The organism is Pseudomonas sp. BN607 (assembly GCF_029871175.1).
In the GTDB taxonomy this organism is placed as follows: domain Bacteria; phylum Pseudomonadota; class Gammaproteobacteria; order Pseudomonadales; family Pseudomonadaceae; genus Aquipseudomonas.
Window position 1 is genome coordinate 65,651 of the sequence record NZ_SSOE01000023.1, and the last position, 18,318, is coordinate 83,968.

The following is an 18,318-nucleotide window of genomic DNA, read 5'->3' on the forward strand; positions in this document are numbered from 1 at the left end:
TGCAAATGGGCGATACACCTAAAAACCGCGCAGCTTTGTTATGATTCCGCACCTTCTGATATTTGCCCGACCAGGTAGTTCCTATGTCCGACCGCAGCGCTCGTCTCCAAGCACTCCAGAACGCACTCAAAGAGCGCATCCTGATACTCGACGGCGGCATGGGTACTATGATCCAAAGCTACCGTCTGGAGGAACACGACTATCGTGGCACGCGTTTCGCCGATTGGCCAAGCGATGTGAAGGGTAACAACGACCTGTTGCTGCTCAGCCGCCCGGACGTGATCGCTGCCATCGAGAAGGCCTACCTGGATGCGGGTGCCGATATTCTCGAAACCAACACCTTCAACGCCACGCAGATTTCCCAGGCCGACTACGGCATGGAGTCGCTGGTCTACGAGCTCAACGTCGAAGGTGCGCGCATTGCCCGCCAGGTGGCTGACGCCAAGACCCTGGAAACCCCGGACAAGCCGCGCTTCGTTGCCGGCGTGCTCGGCCCGACCAGCCGCACCTGCTCGATTTCCCCTGACGTCAACGACCCTGGCTACCGCAACGTCACTTTCGACGAACTGGTGGAAAACTACGTCGAGGCTACCCGCGGCCTGATCGAGGGCGGCGCCGACCTGATCCTGATCGAGACCATCTTCGACACCCTCAACGCCAAGGCCGCGATTTTCGCTGTGCAACAAGTGTTCGAGGACGACAAGGTCGAACTGCCGATCATGATCTCCGGCACCATCACCGACGCTTCCGGCCGTACCCTGTCGGGGCAGACCACCGAAGCGTTCTGGAACTCGGTGCGCCACGCCAAGCCGATCTCCGTGGGCCTTAACTGCGCCCTCGGCGCCAAGGACCTGCGCCCGTACCTGGAAGAGCTGGCCACCAAGGCCGACACCCACGTGTCCGCCCACCCCAACGCCGGCCTGCCGAACGCCTTCGGTGAGTATGACGAAACCCCGGCCGAGATGGCCGTGGTGGTCGAGGAGTTCGCCGCCAGCGGTTTCCTCAACATCATCGGCGGTTGCTGCGGCACCACCCCAGGCCACATCCAGGCCATTGCCGAGGCCGTGGCCAAGTACAAGCCGCGCGAAATCCCGGAAATCGCCAAGGCCTGCCGCCTGTCGGGCCTGGAACCGTTCACCATCGATCGCCAGTCGCTGTTCGTCAACGTCGGCGAGCGTACCAACATCACCGGCTCCGCCAAGTTCGCCCGGCTGATCCGTGAAGAGAACTACACCGAAGCCCTGGAAGTCGCCCTGCAGCAGGTCGAGGCCGGCGCCCAGGTGATCGACATCAACATGGACGAAGGGATGCTCGATTCCCAGGCCGCCATGGTTCGCTTCCTCAACCTGATCGCCGGCGAGCCCGACATCTCGCGGGTGCCGATCATGATCGACTCGTCCAAGTGGGAAGTGATCGAAGCCGGCCTGAAGTGCATCCAGGGCAAGGGTATCGTCAACTCCATCTCCATGAAGGAAGGCGTCGAGCAGTTCAAGCACCACGCCCGCCTGTGCAAACGCTACGGTGCTGCCGTGGTGGTGATGGCCTTCGACGAGGTCGGCCAGGCCGATACCGCCGCGCGCAAGAAGGAGATCTGCCAGCGCAGCTACGACATCTTGGTCAACGAAGTGGGCTTCCCCCCGGAAGACATCATCTTCGACCCGAACATTTTCGCCGTGGCCACCGGCATCGAGGAACACAACAACTACGCTGTCGATTTCATCGAGGCCTGTGCCTACATCCGTGACCACCTGCCCCATGCGCTGAGCTCGGGCGGTGTGTCCAACGTGTCGTTCTCGTTCCGTGGTAACAACCCGGTGCGCGAAGCGATCCACTCGGTGTTCCTCTACCATGCCATCCAGAACGGCCTGACCATGGGTATCGTCAACGCCGGCCAGCTGGAGATCTACGACGAAATCCCGGCGGCACTGCGCGAGAAGGTCGAGGACGTAGTGCTCAACCGCACCCCGCATGGCACTGACGCCCTGCTGGCGATCGCTGACGATTACCGCGGCGGCGGCGCCACCAAAGAAGTTGAAAACGAAGAATGGCGCTCGCTGCCGGTGGAAAAACGCCTGGAGCATGCACTGGTAAAAGGCATCACCGCCTTCATCGTCGAAGACACCGAAGAATGCCGCCAGCAGTGCGCACGCCCGATCGAAGTGATCGAAGGCCCGCTGATGAACGGCATGAACGTGGTTGGCGACCTGTTCGGCGCCGGCAAGATGTTCCTGCCGCAGGTCGTCAAGTCGGCCCGCGTAATGAAGCAGGCCGTTGCCCACCTGATCCCGTTCATCGAAGCCGAGAAAGGCGACAAGCCGGAAGCCAAAGGCAAAATCCTCATGGCTACCGTCAAGGGCGACGTGCACGACATCGGCAAGAACATCGTTGGCGTGGTGCTGGGCTGCAATGGTTACGACATCGTCGACCTTGGGGTGATGGTGCCTGCCGAGAAGATCCTGCAGACCGCCCGCGAGCAAAAGTGCGACATCATCGGCTTGTCCGGCCTGATCACCCCGTCGCTGGACGAGATGGTCCACGTCGCCCGCGAAATGCAGCGCCAGGGCTTCGAGCTGCCGCTGATGATCGGCGGTGCCACCACCTCCAAGGCCCACACCGCAGTCAAGATCGAACCCAAGTACAGCAACGACGCCGTGGTCTACGTGACCGATGCCTCGCGCGCCGTGGGCGTGGCCACTCAGTTGCTGTCGAAAGAGCTGAAACCAGGCTTTGTCGAGAAGATTCGCCAGGAATACGTGGAAGTGCGTGAGCGCACCGCCAACCGCAGCGCCCGCACCGAGCGCCTGAGCTACGCCCAGGCCATCGCTGCCAAGCCGCAGTACGACTGGGAGAACTACCAGCCAGCCGTGCCCTCCTTCACCGGCGTCAAGGTGCTGGAAGACATTGACTTGCGCACCCTGGCCGAATACATCGACTGGACCCCGTTCTTCATCTCATGGGACCTGGCAGGCAAGTTCCCGCGCATCCTCACCGACGAAGTGGTCGGCGAGGCTGCCACGGCGCTGTACAAGGATGCCCGCGAGATGCTCGACAAGCTGATCGACGAGAAGCTGATCAGCGCCCGGGCGGTGTTTGGCTTCTGGCCAGCCAACCAGGTGGCCGATGACGACATCGAAGTCTACGGTGAAGACGGCCAGCCACTGGCCACTCTGCATCACCTGCGCCAGCAGACCATCAAGCCGGACGGCAAGCCCAACTGGTCGCTGGCCGACTTCGTTGCGCCCAAAGCCAGCGGCGTGACCGACTACGTGGGTGGCTTCATCACCACCGCCGGCATCGGCGCCGAGGAAGTGGCCAAGGCGTACCAGGACAAGGGCGATGACTACAGCTCGATCATGGTCAAGGCCCTGGCCGACCGCCTGGCCGAAGCCTGTGCCGAATGGCTGCACGAGCAAGTGCGCAAGGAGCACTGGGGCTATGCCCGCGACGAGCACCTGGACAACGAAGCGCTGATCAAGGAGCAGTACAGCGGCATACGCCCGGCCCCGGGCTACCCAGCCTGCCCCGACCACACCGAGAAGGAGACCCTGTTCCGCCTGCTCGATGGCACTGCCATTGGCGAGACCGGGCCGAGCGGCGTGTTCCTTACCGAGCACTTCGCCATGTTCCCGGCGGCGGCGGTCAGCGGCTGGTATTTTGCCCACCCGCAGGCGCAGTACTTTGCCGTGGGCAAGGTCGACAAGGACCAGGTCGAGAAGTACAGCGCGCGCAAAGGCCAGGATGTGAGTGTGAGCGAGCGCTGGCTGGCGCCCAACCTGGGGTACGACAGCTAAGACCGTTGGGGCTGCACTGCAGCCCCGATAGCCACCTACACTGTCCCTGACTGCCTCTGATTCTTCAGGAGCCACCATGGACGATTCCAGCCAGGGCAAACCCCCGACCTTCTGGCAGATGCTGCACAGCATCCTCGCCGCCGCCTTCGGCGTGCAAAGCGGCAAAAACCGCGCCCGTGACTTCACCCACGGCAAGGCCAGCCATTTCATTGCGCTGGGAACGCTGTTTACCCTGGTGTTCATTGCCGTGCTGATCGGCCTGGTGCAGTTGGCCCTGCACCTCACCCGCTAGCCCGTCATGGCCTCATCGCCGACAAAACAAAAGCGCCTGCGGGATTTCTTCCCGCAGGCGCTCTGGCTGCATCACGGTCTTGAGTTTCAAGTCACTGGTGGCTGACCCAATACACGGCAGTCACTACAACCAGCGCGATCAGGCAGAGGATCGCCCAGGCATCTACACTGCTGTCAGCTTTGCGGACCTTGGTTGGGTTTCCCATTGCATTGCCTCTTGTAGTGGTTATGGGAATGCACTTCACAACCAGCAGTTAAGACGAGCAATGCCCTTCCCTCAAGCAAGGTCTTTCAATATTCGACCGGTGACGTCAGAAACGGGTACTGGTAGCCCGGTGGCCGCCCTTCGGCGCTGTAACGCTGGAAATCGACGCCGTAGTCGTCCCGTTGCAACAGTTTCAGCCAGCGCCTGGCCTTGGCCCGGTCAATCACCTGCAAAACCGGCGCGTTGTGCTCGCGCAGGCCGTCGCGGTTAATGGGCAGCCCTTGGGCGTCATCGTGCAGCATCACCATGGCCCAGCCACCAAGGCTGAAGTGCCCCCCCATCAACACACTGAGGCGCCCATCGATACGCGCCCGCAAGGCTTCGGGTGAATTGTTGACAGCACTGAACAGCACGTCGCGCCCCGGTACCCGCCCGGCCTCCTCGAACGCCCGCATGGCCCCGAAGGCCATCTCGTCATTGGCCGACCACACCAGGCGGGTGGCCGGGTAGCGCTCCAGCAACTGCTGCGCCTGCTCGTAGGCACGCTGGCGGCTCCAACCGCCATCCACCACCTGACGCAGGCGCACCTGTGGGAAGTCGGCCAAGGCACGGCGCATGCCTTGCTCGCGCAACTGCGAGGCCGGGGTGGTCTTGACCCCGGCAAATGCCACCAGGTCTACCGGCAGGCTGTCGCGAGGCAACTGCGCTACCATCTGGTGCAGCATCTGGAAGCCGGCCTGCTCGTCGTTGCTCATCAGCGTGCCCAAGGGTTCGGCATACTTGTCGGGCTGGGCCTGGATACTGCGAACCTGGCTGGCAGTCAGGCCATTGTTGACCAGCAGCAGCTTCACCCCTGTGCCACGTGACAGGCGCAGGATCTCGGGCGCCACGTATTGCTCATTGACCAGCACTAGGTAGTCCGGCCGCTGCGGCCCGGCGAGGATTGCCCTGGCCTGGGTCAGCGCCAGGTCGGCCCGCCGCTCGCTGTATTCCACCCGCAAGGTCATGCCCAGGTCGTCGGCGGCGGCCTGCATGAAGCGGCTGTAGCTGGTCCAGAAGTTCTCGGTGGACAGCCCTGGGTTGAGGAACACCACCGAAGCCGCTTGCGCGCTTGCCGCCAGTGGCAAGGCAAGCGACAGGCTTTGGCACAACACCTTGAGCATGGGCTGACATTCCTGCAATGCAAACACCGGATTATACCCACCAGGCTCCGGGCCGCGCATAAATGGCAGTCAGTCTCACATAGTCCATTTGGTTCTTTTCATATGCAAAAACATCACTTTAGCGCATAACCGCAACCTGCTATCGTTCCCCGGCTCCGTACCGGAGTGCGCGGCCGTGCGCGCGAATAGCTGCATGCCTGAGACAGGACTTTTATGTACGTATACGACGAGTACGATCAGCGGATCATCGAGGACCGCGTCAAGCAGTTCCGGGATCAGACCCGCCGCTACCTGGCCGGTGAGCTGAGCGAAGAAGAATTCCGCCCTCTGCGCCTGCAGAACGGCCTATACATCCAACGTTTCGCGCCGATGCTGCGTGTCGCCGTGCCGTACGGCCAGCTGAACGCCAACCAGGTCCGCACCCTGGCCAAGATCGCTCGCGACTACGACAAGGGCTACGCCCACATCTCCACCCGCCAGAACGTGCAGTACAACTGGCCGGCGCTGGAAGACATCCCGGATATCCTCGCCGAGCTGGCCAACGTGCAGATGCACGCGATCCAGACCAGCGGCAACTGCCTGCGCAACACCACCACCGACCAGTTCGCCGGTGTTGCCGCAGACGAAATCATCGACCCGCGCCCGTGGTGCGAAATCGTCCGCCAGTGGACCACCTTCCACCCGGAATTCGCCTACCTGCCGCGCAAGTTCAAAATCGCCATCAACGGCTCGCAGGAAGACCGCGCTGCCATCGAGGTGCACGACATCGGCCTGGAGCCGGTGCGCAATGCGGCTGGCGAGCTGGGCTTCCGCGTGCTGGTCGGCGGCGGCCTGGGCCGTACCCCAGTGGTCGGTTCGTTCATCAACGAGTTCCTGCCGTGGCAGGACCTGATCAGCTACCTCGACGCCATCCTGCGCGTGTACAACCGTTACGGTCGCCGTGACAACAAGTACAAGGCGCGGATCAAGATCCTCGTCAAGGCGCTGACCCCGGAAGTGTTCGCCGAAAAGGTCGAGGCCGAAATGGTCCACCTGCGTGGCGGTAACACCACCCTGACCGAAGCCGAAGTGCAGCGGGTATCGCGCCACTTCGTCGACCCGGAATACCTGGCCCTCGACAACTTCGACTACGCCGCCCAGGACGCTGAGTTCCCAGGCTTCGCCCGCTGGCGTTCGCGCAACACCCGCGCCCACAAACGCCCGGGCTACGTGGCCGTGACCCTGTCGCTCAAGCCCACCGGGGTTGCCCCGGGCGACCTCACCGACAAGCAGCTGGACGCCGTTGCCGACCTGGCCGAGCGCTACAGCTTCGGCTTCCTGCGGACTTCGCACGAGCAGAACATCATCCTCGCCGACGTCGAGCAGCGCCAGCTGCACGCACTGTGGATGGAACTGCGCGAAGGTGGCTTCGCCACGCCGAACATCGGCCTGCTGACCGACATCATCTGCTGCCCGGGCGGTGACTATTGCTCGCTGGCCAACGCCAAGTCGATCCCGATCGCCGAATCCATCCAGCGCCGCTTCGACGACCTGGACTACCTGTTCGACATCGGCGAAATCGACCTGAACATTTCCGGCTGCATGAACGCCTGCGGCCACCACCACGTGGGCCACATCGGCATTCTTGGCGTGGACAAGAAGGGTGAGGAATTCTACCAGGTGTCGCTGGGCGGCAACGCCGCGCGCGGCGCAAGCCTGGGCAAGATCCTCGGCCCGTCGTTCGCCCAGGATGCAATGGCCGACGTGATCGAGAAGCTGATCGCCGTGTACGTCGAGCAACGTACCGAGGAAGAGCGTTTCATCGACACCTACCAGCGTATCGGTATCGACCCCTTCAAGGAACGCGTCTATGCAGCGAATCATTAAGAACAACCAGATCGTCGACGAAACCTGGCACCTGCTGCCCAAGGACTTTTCGTTCGACGAGCTGACCAACTGTGACGACTACATCGTCCCGCTGCAGATGTGGCGCGACCATGCCCATGTGCTCAAGGCCCGTGATGGCGGCCTGGGCGTATGGCTGGACAGTGACCAGGAAGCGGAAGAAATCGGCGAAGACGTGCAGCACTTCCAGGTCATCGCCCTGAACTTCCCGGCCTTCACCGACGGGCGCAGCTATTCCAATGCGCGCCTGCTGCGTGACCGCTATGGCTTCAAGGGCGAGCTGCGCGCCATTGGCGACGTACTGCGCGACCAGCTGTTCTTCATGGCCCGTTGCGGTTTCGATGCATTCGCCATCCGTGCCGATAAAGACCCGGAAGACGCGCTGCAAAGCCTGAAGGACTTCTCGGTGACCTACCAGGCCGCGACTGACGAACCGCTGCCACTGTTCCGCCGCCGCTGATCGTCCCGCTCCAGCGAACAGCCCGCCCCTCGGCGGGCTGTTTCGTTTACAGGCCGTGGCGCTGAATGGCATCGCGGCTCAACGCCAGCAGAAGCTGGTGTTGCACAGCTTCACGCTCAGCGCAGATTTGCTCGATTTGCGCGAGATAGTCGCCGTCACTCAGCGTTTTCCATTGCGTGAACAACGTATCCAAGCGCTGCTGGAACGGCACCTCCATCTGGCTGAAGCGCGCCGCCTGGTGTTCGTGCAGGTAGGCCTGCCAGAAGGTTCGATCTGCCAGAGCCTGCGCCAAGGCGTGTGGTGTTTCCTCCCGCAGAACCTCGTTGCGTGCAGCGTCCAGCTCATCAGGGCCCACCCCGCTGACACTCTGGTACATCAACTTGTCAGGCTGCGCAGGGAGGTCGAGGCTATCCGCAAGCTTTACGCGATAGGTCAAATACACCTCGACGGGATCGACAGAATGCTGCTCAGCAATATGCCGTGCCGCAATTGCGTTGACTTTGTCCAGGCGGGCTAAAGAACGCCCCAGCTTCACCAGTGCCCGCTCTTTGTGCAACCCATTGCCAGCTGTTCCAGCCCTGGCGACCATCGCGCCAATCTCCAGTTCGCTGAGCGTAAGCAGTAACTCGTCACTGCAACTGCGCGGCCGGCTAACTTGCTCGAACAGGCTCGCACGCACTTCAGCGTGCTGCTCGCAGGCATCAAGGATGTGCCACACCCGCAACTGAAGGTCGCGGGGCTGCTCGCGGTATTCACGCAGGCCCTGCAAGTCTGAAATGAACCGGAACAGATCACTCGCGCCGTCCTCCCGGTACAAGCGGGCCCAGAGCGCCAATCGCGCCTCGCGCTGCGCCGGGGAAAACCCCGACAGCCAAGGTGAGGCAGCGCTCGGGCCCGACGATGGGTGAGGCGCAAGCCGACGTGCAGGTGACCCGGCGGACGCTCTGGCCAATTGCAGGCGCTGCACGGTCTGATCCGAGAGTGGGTTGTCGTGCAGCTCCAAGCCCTGCAACAAGCGAAGCGGCAGCGCAGACAATGCCTCTGGCAGCGTGTGGATCTGATTGTCACGCATGTCCAGCAATTCCAGGTTGCCGTGCCTGGCCAGGTCAACAGGTAATTCGCCCAGCCCGGTGTTGCGCAAGGACAACCGGCGCATCATCGGGAACGATGCCAATGGCGGCAGCAAGCCGACCGGGTTACCGTTCAACTCGAGGCGGCGTAGCCCCTCGAGTTGGCTGAAGCGCAGGTTGTCGTCGCGGGTCAGTACGATCTGGTTGTCAGCAAGGCGCAGGTTTCGCAATTCGCCCAGTTGCTCGATGCCAGCCGGAAGCCGGGTCAGCTGGTTGCCCCGCAAATCCAGGTTACGCACCTTGCTGAAGCGAACCAGGAAGCCCGCCTCGACGCTCGTCGCCCGCATATCGCGCAATGTGAGGTGTGTGATGTGGTCGAAAGACACATTCTCAGGCAAGGCCGGCAGATTGCCCACCCGCTCACCCACGATGGTCAGGTGGTAATCACCCGCGACATCACCCGGCGTCGCGCGCTGCCAGCTCATCATGATGCGCCTGGCAACCTTGATCCGGCGCCAGCGGCGAACCAGGTTCAGCCCTGGCTCACTCCGCCAGGCGTGCAATGCCTGCTTGAGGCTGGCCTTGGCTTGTAACAGTTGACTGACATGGTTCCACGGCTCTACACCCCGCCGAGCCAGGTCTTGCAGGTATGCCTGCAACTCTTCACCGGTCATCAGCGGGAACACATGATTCAAGGTGCGCCGCAGCGCCTGGCGGGTCCCCGACAGGTGGCCACTGAGCGGGTAGCCCAAGCGCCCATCGAACAACCGCAAAGGGGGGCGAACGCCTTGCCCCACCGGGGCCAGACCAATCATTCGGGCCGCCGCCTCCCGCTCGGCAAGGGCATCGCCCACCCCGCCCTGCACGAGCTTTTCGGTGTCAGCATTTACCGCAGCAGGCTGACGCAACCCTGCCAAGGCGCGATCAATCCGGCTGTCACGTACGGCCCAACGTGCTCGCTCCGCCAGGGTAAGCGGCACCCGTCCCGCATCATTCAGGCGCTCGAGCTCGACACTGTTGGCGTGCTCGACAATTTCTCGAGCGCAGCGATGGGAAAGGCCAGGGAAGTCGCGCATCAGCACCTGGTCCGCAGCGTTCGGGTAGACCTGCCGCTCGTTGAACACCTCCTCGAATGCCTCACCCCGCAGAGTCGGAAACTCATCGTGCAGGTGCCAGCGCTCGATGGCATCGAGCAAACGCGCCGGGGGTGCGGCGCTCTCCAGAACCAACCGGCGCAGCTGGTCAGCGTCGTAACCGGTAACCTGCAAGGCAAAGGCTGCCGCCTCGTCGGAAACAGCCGCCGTGCGGCTGGCAAGCCGGCGAACCATGTAGGCGGCGTCCTGCCAGCGCTGGGGTTGCTCGAACTCATGCACCCATCCCCCGGCACCATTGTGCTCGAGTGCAGGTACATAGGCCCCCGGCCTGGACGGGTGATGAATCCGCCATGCTCCATCGTCGCCTTCACTTACCTCATACACCGCATCGTGCAGGCGCCTCAGCGAGCGGCCATTTTCATTGATGGCCTGCCCTGCCGTCAGGTCGATGCCCGCTAGCTGGTAGCCTGGCAAATCCGGATCACACAGACGTAACTGGCCATCCGCCAGGCGTACCGGCACCAGCGCATCCACGCGTGCCACGCGCTGGGCGAGCTTGCCGAGTGCCGCCGCCCCTGCAGCCGTCAACGCCCCTGTCGCCACCGTTTCCGCCACGTTGAACAGGTGGCCCAAGGCAGCATTGCGATCACCCAACTGCCAGTCCTGGTACCCTTCGTACACTTCGCCCGCCAACTGCGCGACCGTAAGCCCGAGCATGGCCTGGCCCAACCCGGGCACAAACAGCGCTGCCAGGCCTGCCACGCTGAGCCCCAAGTCAAGATAACCTTGCAGACGTGCCTGGCGGTCGGCGATATCCTCATCCTCCGTTGATACCGCCAATACCCGTGCATCATCCAGCATCTTGTCGAGCAGCGCTTTGCGTAGCGCGGTGAACACGTTGCCTTCGACCGCAAAGCAGCGGCCATCCAGCTCGAGCGGTAAAACAGTATTGCCCTGCTTCAGCAGCGCGTTCAGGGCCGTGTAGAAAGCAACGCGGTCCCGCTCTGCGACAAAGCGCTGAAAGCACTGGCGATACGCTTCGTCACGCATGCGCACACCCAGCGTCAGGTACAACAGTTCCCAGTTGGCATGCCAGCTCACCGCGGCGTACCGGTCCTCAGGCAACCATGCGATAACGCCAACCAGACGGGCGTCCTGACGCACTTCGATCGCCAGTGCGCCAATGATCTTCTTGCCCAGCAGCCTCAGGGTGTGGCACCTCACAACGGTGTCCTCGGCAGGCCCTGACGCTGCTTCGACAACGTGGCGGATACGCTGATACGTCAACTCGTCAATGTCGCCCTTTACCCTGGCGACAACCGCGTCAAGCTCCAGCCTGGCGCTCAATGCCTCCTCCATGATGGCCTCGACCTGCCCCCCGGCCATGCTTTCGGTTTCCAGCTGCGATTGCAGATGGCGTTGATAATGTCGACCGATATCGAGGCTGCGACAGAGCTGGGCGAATACCTCAACGCTCAATGGCAGCCTCTTTCCAGTCGCATTGACCAGCTGTGACCCTGTGGCGAACCAGCCCGGTCGCGTTTCATTTTCGTGGAAATTGTGCAGTGCCGCCGAAAGCAGCGACTGAGTACTTTCTACCCGGGTCGAGGAGGATGGCAAAGCCGGCGATATCGGCGGATTTCGTCGCAGGGTCACCAGCCTGACCCGGGCCAGGCGTAGGTCTACCTGTGTGATGGAGCGCGCCGCGAGCGCGCTTTTGAGCAGCGCTTCGGCGAACTCGTCCAGAGGCTTTAGAGCTTGCAACCTGGCGTGGAGTTGCTCCTGCGCCCGCTGCTGACGCAACGAAGCTGCGCGCAACAGTGTCAGGTGTTCGACGCGAGCGCGCGTTACCCAACCCGGCAGATGACTGGCAATCAGCGCATCGATGGAGTCGGCAGGTATTACAGAAGGAGTCATGGGCAGTGTGTCCGCTTGATAAAAGCGTTAGCTGACCAAGGTCTCACCCTGTTCTGGCCATACTTATGTAATGAAGGCCTGGGTGAAACGCGATTCTTGCCCGCAGGTCAAAGGACTTTGACGCAGCAGCCGCTTATTCGTTGTCCTGCGAACCTGCACACTGGCTGCTAAAGGATTCAACCCCACTTCCCAGGAGTAAGCCCATGAGCGTTCCTTCCTTCGGCCTCGGTACCTTCCGACTCACTGGCCAAACCGTCATCGACTCGGTCAAATCGGCCCTTGAGCTGGGCTATCGGGCCATCGACACCGCACAGATCTACAAGAATGAAGCCGAAGTCGGCCAAGCCATCGCTGAAAGCGGCGTACCGCGCAGCGAGCTTTTCATCACCACCAAGATCTGGGTCGACAACTACGCGGCGGACAAGCTGATCCCGAGCCTGCGCGAAAGCCTGAAGAAACTGCGCACCGACTACGTCGACCTGCTGCTGATCCATTGGCCAGCCCCAGGCAATGGCGTAGGGTTGCCGGAATACATGACCGCACTGGCCGAAGCGAAGACGCTGGGCCTGACCCGCCAGATTGGCGTGTCCAATTTCAACATCGCACTGACTCGCCAGGCCATCGAAGTGGTTGGCAAGGGCGAAATTGCCACCAATCAGATCGAGCTCAGCCCGTACCTGCAGAACAGCAAGCTGGCTGGCTTCCTGAAGGAACAAGGCATTACCGTTACCTCATACATGACCCTGGCCTACGGCAAAGTACTGAACGACCCGGTACTGGGTGAAATAGCCGACAAGCACAAGGCGACCGTCGCCCAGGTTGCCCTGGCCTGGGCCCTGCAACTGGGCTATGCGGCAATTCCGTCGTCGACCAAGCGCGAAAACCTGGCCAGCAACCTGCTTGCTATTGGCTTGAAGCTGGACCCTGACGACATGGCTCGCATCGCCACGCTTGAACGCAATGGTCGCGAAGTCAGCCCGGATGGCCTCGCCCCCGCGTGGGATTGACACTCGCGCAGTCACCAGCAGCCGGGGGTTGGTGTGAGAACCGCCCCCACATTGCCCACCCCTGCTGCCGGCAGGCACGGGCCCGTTGAACGTACGCTGCGCCACCGTTGCACCTGGCGAAATTGTGAAGTCCCCGGCCCGGGCATTCTCGCCCAGGCATTCAGCTACTACCCTCCTACCTACCCTTCACCCCTTAGGAGTAGCCCAATGCCCCGCCCACCTCTGCCGCCTTTCACCCGCGAAAGCGCCATCGAAAAAGTACGCTTGGCCGAAGATGGCTGGAACAGCCGCGATCCGGCCAAGGTCGCGCTCGCCTACACCCCTGACACGGTCTGGCGTAACCGTGCCGAGTTCCCCCGTGGCCGTGCCGAGGTCGAGGCGTTTCTGACCCGTAAATGGAACCACGAACTGGAATACCGCCTGATCAAGGAGCTATGGGCATTCACCGGTAATCGCATTGCCGTGCGCTACGCCTACGAGTACCGCGACGACAGCGGCCAGTGGTTCCGTGCCTATGGCAACGAGAACTGGGAGTTTGTCGAAGACGGGCTGATGCACAACCGCCATTCCAGCATCAACGAACACCCCATCAGCGAAGCCGAGCGCAAGTTCCACTGGCCGTTGGGGCGACGCCCGGATGATCATCCAGGGCTCAGTGAGCTTGGGTTGTGACGTCGCTGAGTCCACCTCCTGGGCCACTGGTAATGCGCTTTCCAGCGGCCCTCTCGCCGCGTGCGTCACGGCTCAACTGAACGCAACGGCGCCGCCCTGCCGCATCGCCCAGACAAAAAACGCAAACCACTAGTTGCGCAGCATCCCGGACAAGGCGTGTACAGTACCCCTGAAACAATGCCCGCAAAGGAGCCCGGCACATGACCGTGACGCTGTCCCCCCTACAGATAGACTGCGATTTCGACTCCGGCAACATCCAGGTCCTGGATGCCAGCAACCCCGCCCAGGTGCGTCTGGCAATCCGCCCGGATACCCACAGCGGCCACTACCAGTGGTTCCACTTCAAGGTCAGCGGACTGACGCCGGGGCAGGTCCATCGCTTCAGCCTGGACAACGCCTCAGGCTCTTCTTACAAGAACGCCTGGAGTGGCTACAACGCCGTAGCCAGCTACGACCAGCAAAACTGGTTCCGCGTGCCCAGCCAGTTCGACGGCACGGCGCTGTCGTTCGAAGTGAAGGCCGAACAGCCGCAAATCTGGTTCGCCTACTTCGAGCCCTACCCCCGCGCCCGCCACAACCAGCTGATCGAACGCGCCCGGCAGTTGCCCGGCGTCGCATTGCTGGCCAGCGGCCGCAGCGTGCAGGGCCGGGACATTCCCCTGCTGCGGGCCGGTGACGGTGCCGATGGCAAGCGCAAGCTGTGGCTGATCGCCCAGCAGCACCCGGGCGAGCACATGGCGGAATGGTTCATGGAAGGGGTAATCGACCGCCTGCAGGCCAACGATGCGGTGGTCCGGCAACTGCTGGCCAAGGCCGACCTGTACCTCATCCCCAACATGAACCCCGACGGCGCCTTCCTCGGCCACCTGCGCACCAATTTCAAGGGCAAGGACCTGAACCGCGCCTGGCAGGACGCCAGCGTCGAACTCAGCCCGGAAGTGTTCTTCGCCCAGGCACAGATGAAACAGTACGGGGTGGATGCGTTCATCGACGTGCATGGCGACGAAGAAATCCCGCATGTGTTCACCGCCGCCTGCGAGGGCAACCCGGGCTACACACCACGGCTGGCAAACCTAGAAGAGCAGTTCCGCAGAACGCTGTGCAGCGTGACGCGCGACTTCCAGACGGTGCACGGCTATACCCGCGACGAACCCGGGCAGGCGAACACGACGCTGGCTTGCAATGCCGTCGGCATGGCGTATGACTGCCTGTCGCTCACCCTTGAAATGCCGTTCAAGGACCATGATGACGCGCCTGATACCGTTACCGGCTGGTCTGGGGCACGTTCGAAGGCACTGGCCGGAGCGGTGCTGGAGACCCTGGCGAAGATGGTTGGCGACTTGCGCTGAACGCGCCTTGCGCAGCGCAGTTGGGCACCGTTGCCTTGCTCTGCTGTTCAGGTCACGAGGCTCTGTGCAGGGGACACGGTGATCTGGCCTGCAGGACAAGGCAGTTCCCACACGGTACGCGGATCGTGGCAGCCGGGACTTGCGTCAGAACTGCACATCCAGAACAACGCTGTCGGTATAGCTCGCCGCCGGCGGCGTGGCCTGGTCGGTGTAGACCCTGGCGTTGTAGTTGAACACCTGGCTCCCCGTGCCAGTTCCTGCTCCCGGGTTCACATCCGCATCACTGCTGGCACGCCGTGCCGCTCCCGAAGCCCCCCAGCGCACGGCCCCGGCACTTTTGAAAATGTCGTACGCCAGGTAGTTGTTGGCCGTGGATTTCATCCGTCGTCGCCCGCTGGCCACGTTCAACCCATCATCCAGCCCCACGGTGTAGTTGCTACCCTTGGTGCAAGATACGCTCAGGCTCTGGCTCACCGTAGCGAACCCCGCCACCACCGGCGCGCTGCCAAAGCTTATGTTCGGTGTGGTGATCTGGCAGTCGTTGGTCACCGTCAGGCTCACCGTGAGGCTTTGCGTACCCGAGCCAGTGTCCCGCCCGATGCAAAGCCCCCCGATGGCAATCCCTTCACAATAGTTCCACGACCAGCCCAGGCTCAAGGTTTCCTGATACAGGCCTGCCGCGACGTTGCTGCCAACCTGCGTGCGGATGTACAACGGCACGGTCTTCGGCGTGCCGCCGAGCAGCCCGAGCAAGTCGAGAATACCGGTACGGCCGAACTCGAATGCCACATTGCGGGTAATCGGAAAGTTGGTGGATGAATCGGCATACAGCGTGTAAGGGATGACATCGCCGGTTGGCCCTACCAGACCTCCCGTGGCGGGCAGTACAGTGAGCTTGAACGAGTCGGTGGCGCTGAGTACGCTCAGCACGGTACCGTTGCACTGCAGGCCTGCGTTGGTGGTGGAGCCCGTCTGTACCGTGGAGCGCACCTGGGTCGAATTGAGCGACCCAAACAGCACCGGCGCAGTAGCCACCACCGCACACTTTGCCCAGGCCGACCCCGCGCACAGCAGCAACGCACAGGCCGACATCACACGCCAGGCGGGCTTCATCTGCACACCAGCGGGCCGATCAGCGGGATCGAACCTTCGGCCTCGGGCAAGTCGAAGGTCACCTGGCAATGCCCACCTCCCTCGACTTCGACCTGCAGGCGGTTTTGCGGTGAGAGGTTTTCCAGGTACACCAGGCCATCCCAACCGACCACTGCCTGGCTGCCGCTTTGCTCATGGGTGACGCGGCTGCCCAGCTTGAGCGGTTGCTGGTTGGCGTCCACCAGTTCGATGCTGGCCGCCAGCACGCGCCTGAGCGGAAACTCCAGCAGATAGCCGCTGCCCCGGCGCACTGCCACACGCTGTTCCACCTGCGGCGCAAGGACATCCGGCGGCAGGTCCATCGGGTCGATCTCATATTTGCCCCGGTAATAGCCACTGCTATAGGGCACCAGCAAGTGGCCGCCGGCATCGGTGCGGCCGACCTCCTGGTTTTCGTAGCGCACCGGCACGTTGGCGTAACCGTCGGTGCTGACCACCACGAACGCATCGTCGATGCGGTTAGCGGCAAACAAGCCGGCATCCATCCACACCAGCGAGCCACTGGCGTCGGCCCAACGCGTCATCTCGCCGCTGCTGCCGTATACACCGGCCTGCAACTGAACCGACTGCAGGCGCCAGGTGACATCGGCCTGGCGATAGGCATCACGGTCACTGCCGGCGGCATAACCCAGGTTATAGCCGACACCACTGCCCACCGGCACTGCACGGCTGTAGTTGACCCGCTGCAGGGTTTCACCTGTGTTGCTGCGCTCCATGCCCAAAGCCAGCGTGCCGTGGGTGTCGAACGGAATCACCAGTTGCGCCTGCACCGCCCACTGGCTGTCACCGACTTCGCGGTTGGCTGACAGGTAGACGCTGCTATTGCCCCACAGCGGCCTGCTGTAGCTCAGGTTGATCAGCCGGGTGCGCGTACCGTCCCCTGCGCGCACGTCAAAGTAGCCCGCGCCGATGTTGCCATATTCGTTGAGGTTGAGGCTGAGGGTGACCTGCTCGCTGCTTTTGCTCAGCTGCATGTCCGGGGTATCGACGCGGGTCAGGTCGGCATAATCACCGTGGCGTTGCAGGCGCTGGTAGCTGAAGCCGATGCGCTGGCTGTTGTACTGGTAGCCGAGCGCGACCTGGTGGCCTTTGTCGCCGTCGAACTGGCTTTGTGCGAGGGCGGCATTGAGCACGCCGAAGTTGCCCAGCCGCATGTTGCCGCCCAGGCCTCCAAGCATCAGCGACTCAGCGGTCTCGGCATGGGTTTCCAGGGTGAACGTATCGCTCACGCCGTAACGCAGGTTGGCCGATGCAACGCCCGGCCCGTAGCCGAAGTCACGCACGCCATAATCGCGACGCAGGCTACCGGCTGCGACCGAGTAATCCGACAGGCCTTTCTGCAACAGGCTACTGGTGACGTAGAACGGCAAGGTGGTCGACACCTGTCGGCCAAGGGCATCGGTGGTGACCACCACCGCTTCACCCGCACCGTTGATGAACGGCACGTTGGTCAGCGTGTAGGGGCCTGGCTGCAGCTCGGCGGAGCTGGACTTGTAGCCGTTGATGAACAGGTCGAGCGAGGTCGGCACCGCCGCCTCGCCGGCAAACGCCGGCAATGGGTAGGTGACCAGGTCGGGCCGCGCGGCAAAGTCACGCGACAGTTGCAAACCGCCGACGCGCACCGAGCTGGTCCAGGGCAAGGCACCGGTCACGAAGTCACCCGCTTCATAGGTCAGCAGGCGCTGCTCGTCCGTGAACCGCCAGGTGGTGTCGTATCGCAGAAAGCCCTGGCGCGAATCGTCTGCCTGCGCCCCGTTGAACGACTGGCGCCATTGGCCAGTGCTGGAGAAAATGCCCCAGCTGTCGAACAGACGCAGCTCGTTCCAGGCCGCCAGGTAGGTGCCGCCATCATCGGTGTCGTTAAGGTACAGGTCGTAGTTGAACAAGGCGCCGAAGCTGCTGCGCGCATCGCTGGGCGGGTAAAGGCTGCGCTCACCCACCTGCTGGTCTGGCAACCAGGCCGGCGGTACCTGCAACAGCAGGCGCTGGTTCTGGCTGTCGTAGTCGGTGTGCAGCCCGCTGACAGCGTCCAGCGCTATCTCTCCCTGGGGGTTGCCCGGCAATGACACGCCGGCAGCCCGCAGCACCTCGCTGTCCAGGTACAACCGCCCGGCCCGTTGCTGCACGGGTATCAGCTCAGCCCTGGGCATCTGGTTCACCATCAGGTCGAGGTACAGGGTGGCGTCGGCGATGGCAGCCATCTCCGTGGGCGGCGGTGGCAGGTCGTCGGCCAGCACCAGGCCGGAGCCGGCCATGGCCAGCC

The 18,318-nt window shown here is 62.8% G+C and carries 11 protein-coding genes; 7 read left to right on the top strand and 4 right to left on the bottom strand.

Going from position 1 to position 18,318, the window contains the following annotated elements:
- Positions 1 to 83 precede the first annotated feature (83 nt).
- A complete protein-coding gene (gene metH, locus E8E68_RS04425; protein WP_280339905.1) occupies positions 84 to 3,791 on the top strand; it encodes a methionine synthase in 3,708 nt (1,235 codons plus the stop codon).
- 76 nt (positions 3,792 to 3,867) lie between these two features.
- Positions 3,868 to 4,083 carry a DUF2970 domain-containing protein gene (locus E8E68_RS04430; protein ID WP_043201995.1) on the top strand — a complete coding sequence of 72 codons (216 nt, stop codon included), beginning with the start codon at positions 3,868 to 3,870 and terminating at the stop codon, positions 4,081 to 4,083.
- Between the two features lie 290 nt (positions 4,084 to 4,373).
- Here E8E68_RS04430 and E8E68_RS04435 read toward each other — a convergent pair whose 3' ends face one another.
- The gene (locus E8E68_RS04435; RefSeq protein WP_266030307.1) at positions 4,374 to 5,450 is read right to left on the bottom strand and encodes an ABC transporter substrate-binding protein; all 1,077 of its coding nucleotides are present in this window, start codon (positions 5,448 to 5,450) and stop codon (positions 4,374 to 4,376) included.
- Between the two features lie 213 nt (positions 5,451 to 5,663).
- Here E8E68_RS04435 and E8E68_RS04440 point away from each other — a divergent pair, with 213 nt between their 5' ends.
- On the top strand, positions 5,664 to 7,316 hold the full coding sequence (locus E8E68_RS04440) for a nitrite/sulfite reductase (protein WP_110745048.1): 1,653 nt from the start codon (positions 5,664 to 5,666) through the stop codon (positions 7,314 to 7,316).
- A complete protein-coding gene (locus tag E8E68_RS04445) occupies positions 7,300 to 7,794 on the top strand; it encodes a DUF934 domain-containing protein (protein ID WP_266030308.1) in 495 nt (164 codons plus the stop codon). Before E8E68_RS04440 ends, E8E68_RS04445 begins: the two co-directional genes overlap by 17 nt.
- Before the next feature lie 46 nt (positions 7,795 to 7,840).
- Here the strand turns inward: E8E68_RS04445 and E8E68_RS04450 are convergent, their stop codons facing one another.
- A complete protein-coding gene (locus tag E8E68_RS04450; protein ID WP_280339911.1) occupies positions 7,841 to 11,875 on the bottom strand; it encodes an NEL-type E3 ubiquitin ligase domain-containing protein in 4,035 nt (1,344 codons plus the stop codon).
- A 203-nt stretch (positions 11,876 to 12,078) separates the two neighbouring features.
- Between E8E68_RS04450 and dkgB the strand changes: the two genes are divergently transcribed.
- The 3 genes from dkgB to E8E68_RS04465 all read left to right on the top strand — a co-directional run bounded on the left by dkgB (position 12,079) and on the right by E8E68_RS04465 (position 14,903).
- Positions 12,079 to 12,882, top strand: a complete 804-nt coding sequence (dkgB, locus tag E8E68_RS04455) for a 2,5-didehydrogluconate reductase DkgB (RefSeq protein ID WP_266030310.1) — start codon at positions 12,079 to 12,081, stop codon at positions 12,880 to 12,882.
- 207 nt (positions 12,883 to 13,089) lie between these two features.
- Positions 13,090 to 13,554, top strand: a complete 465-nt coding sequence (locus E8E68_RS04460) for a nuclear transport factor 2 family protein (protein ID WP_266030311.1) — start codon at positions 13,090 to 13,092, stop codon at positions 13,552 to 13,554.
- A 200-nt stretch (positions 13,555 to 13,754) separates the two neighbouring features.
- Positions 13,755 to 14,903: a M14-type cytosolic carboxypeptidase gene (locus E8E68_RS04465; RefSeq protein ID WP_280339913.1), complete on the top strand. Its 1,149-nt coding sequence runs from the start codon at positions 13,755 to 13,757 to the stop codon at positions 14,901 to 14,903.
- A 144-nt stretch (positions 14,904 to 15,047) separates the two neighbouring features.
- On the opposite strand, the gene E8E68_RS04470 is transcribed toward E8E68_RS04465, so the two are convergent.
- Both E8E68_RS04470 and E8E68_RS04475 read right to left on the bottom strand, forming a co-directional pair.
- Positions 15,048 to 16,016, bottom strand: coding sequence for a spore coat U domain-containing protein (locus E8E68_RS04470; RefSeq protein WP_266030314.1), 969 nt, complete (start codon positions 16,014 to 16,016; stop codon positions 15,048 to 15,050).
- Positions 16,013 to 18,310 carry a fimbria/pilus outer membrane usher protein gene (locus E8E68_RS04475; RefSeq protein WP_266030483.1) on the bottom strand — a complete coding sequence of 766 codons (2,298 nt, stop codon included), beginning with the start codon at positions 18,308 to 18,310 and terminating at the stop codon, positions 16,013 to 16,015. The genes E8E68_RS04470 and E8E68_RS04475 overlap by 4 nt, the downstream gene beginning before the upstream one ends.
- Positions 18,311 to 18,318 lie beyond the last annotated feature (8 nt).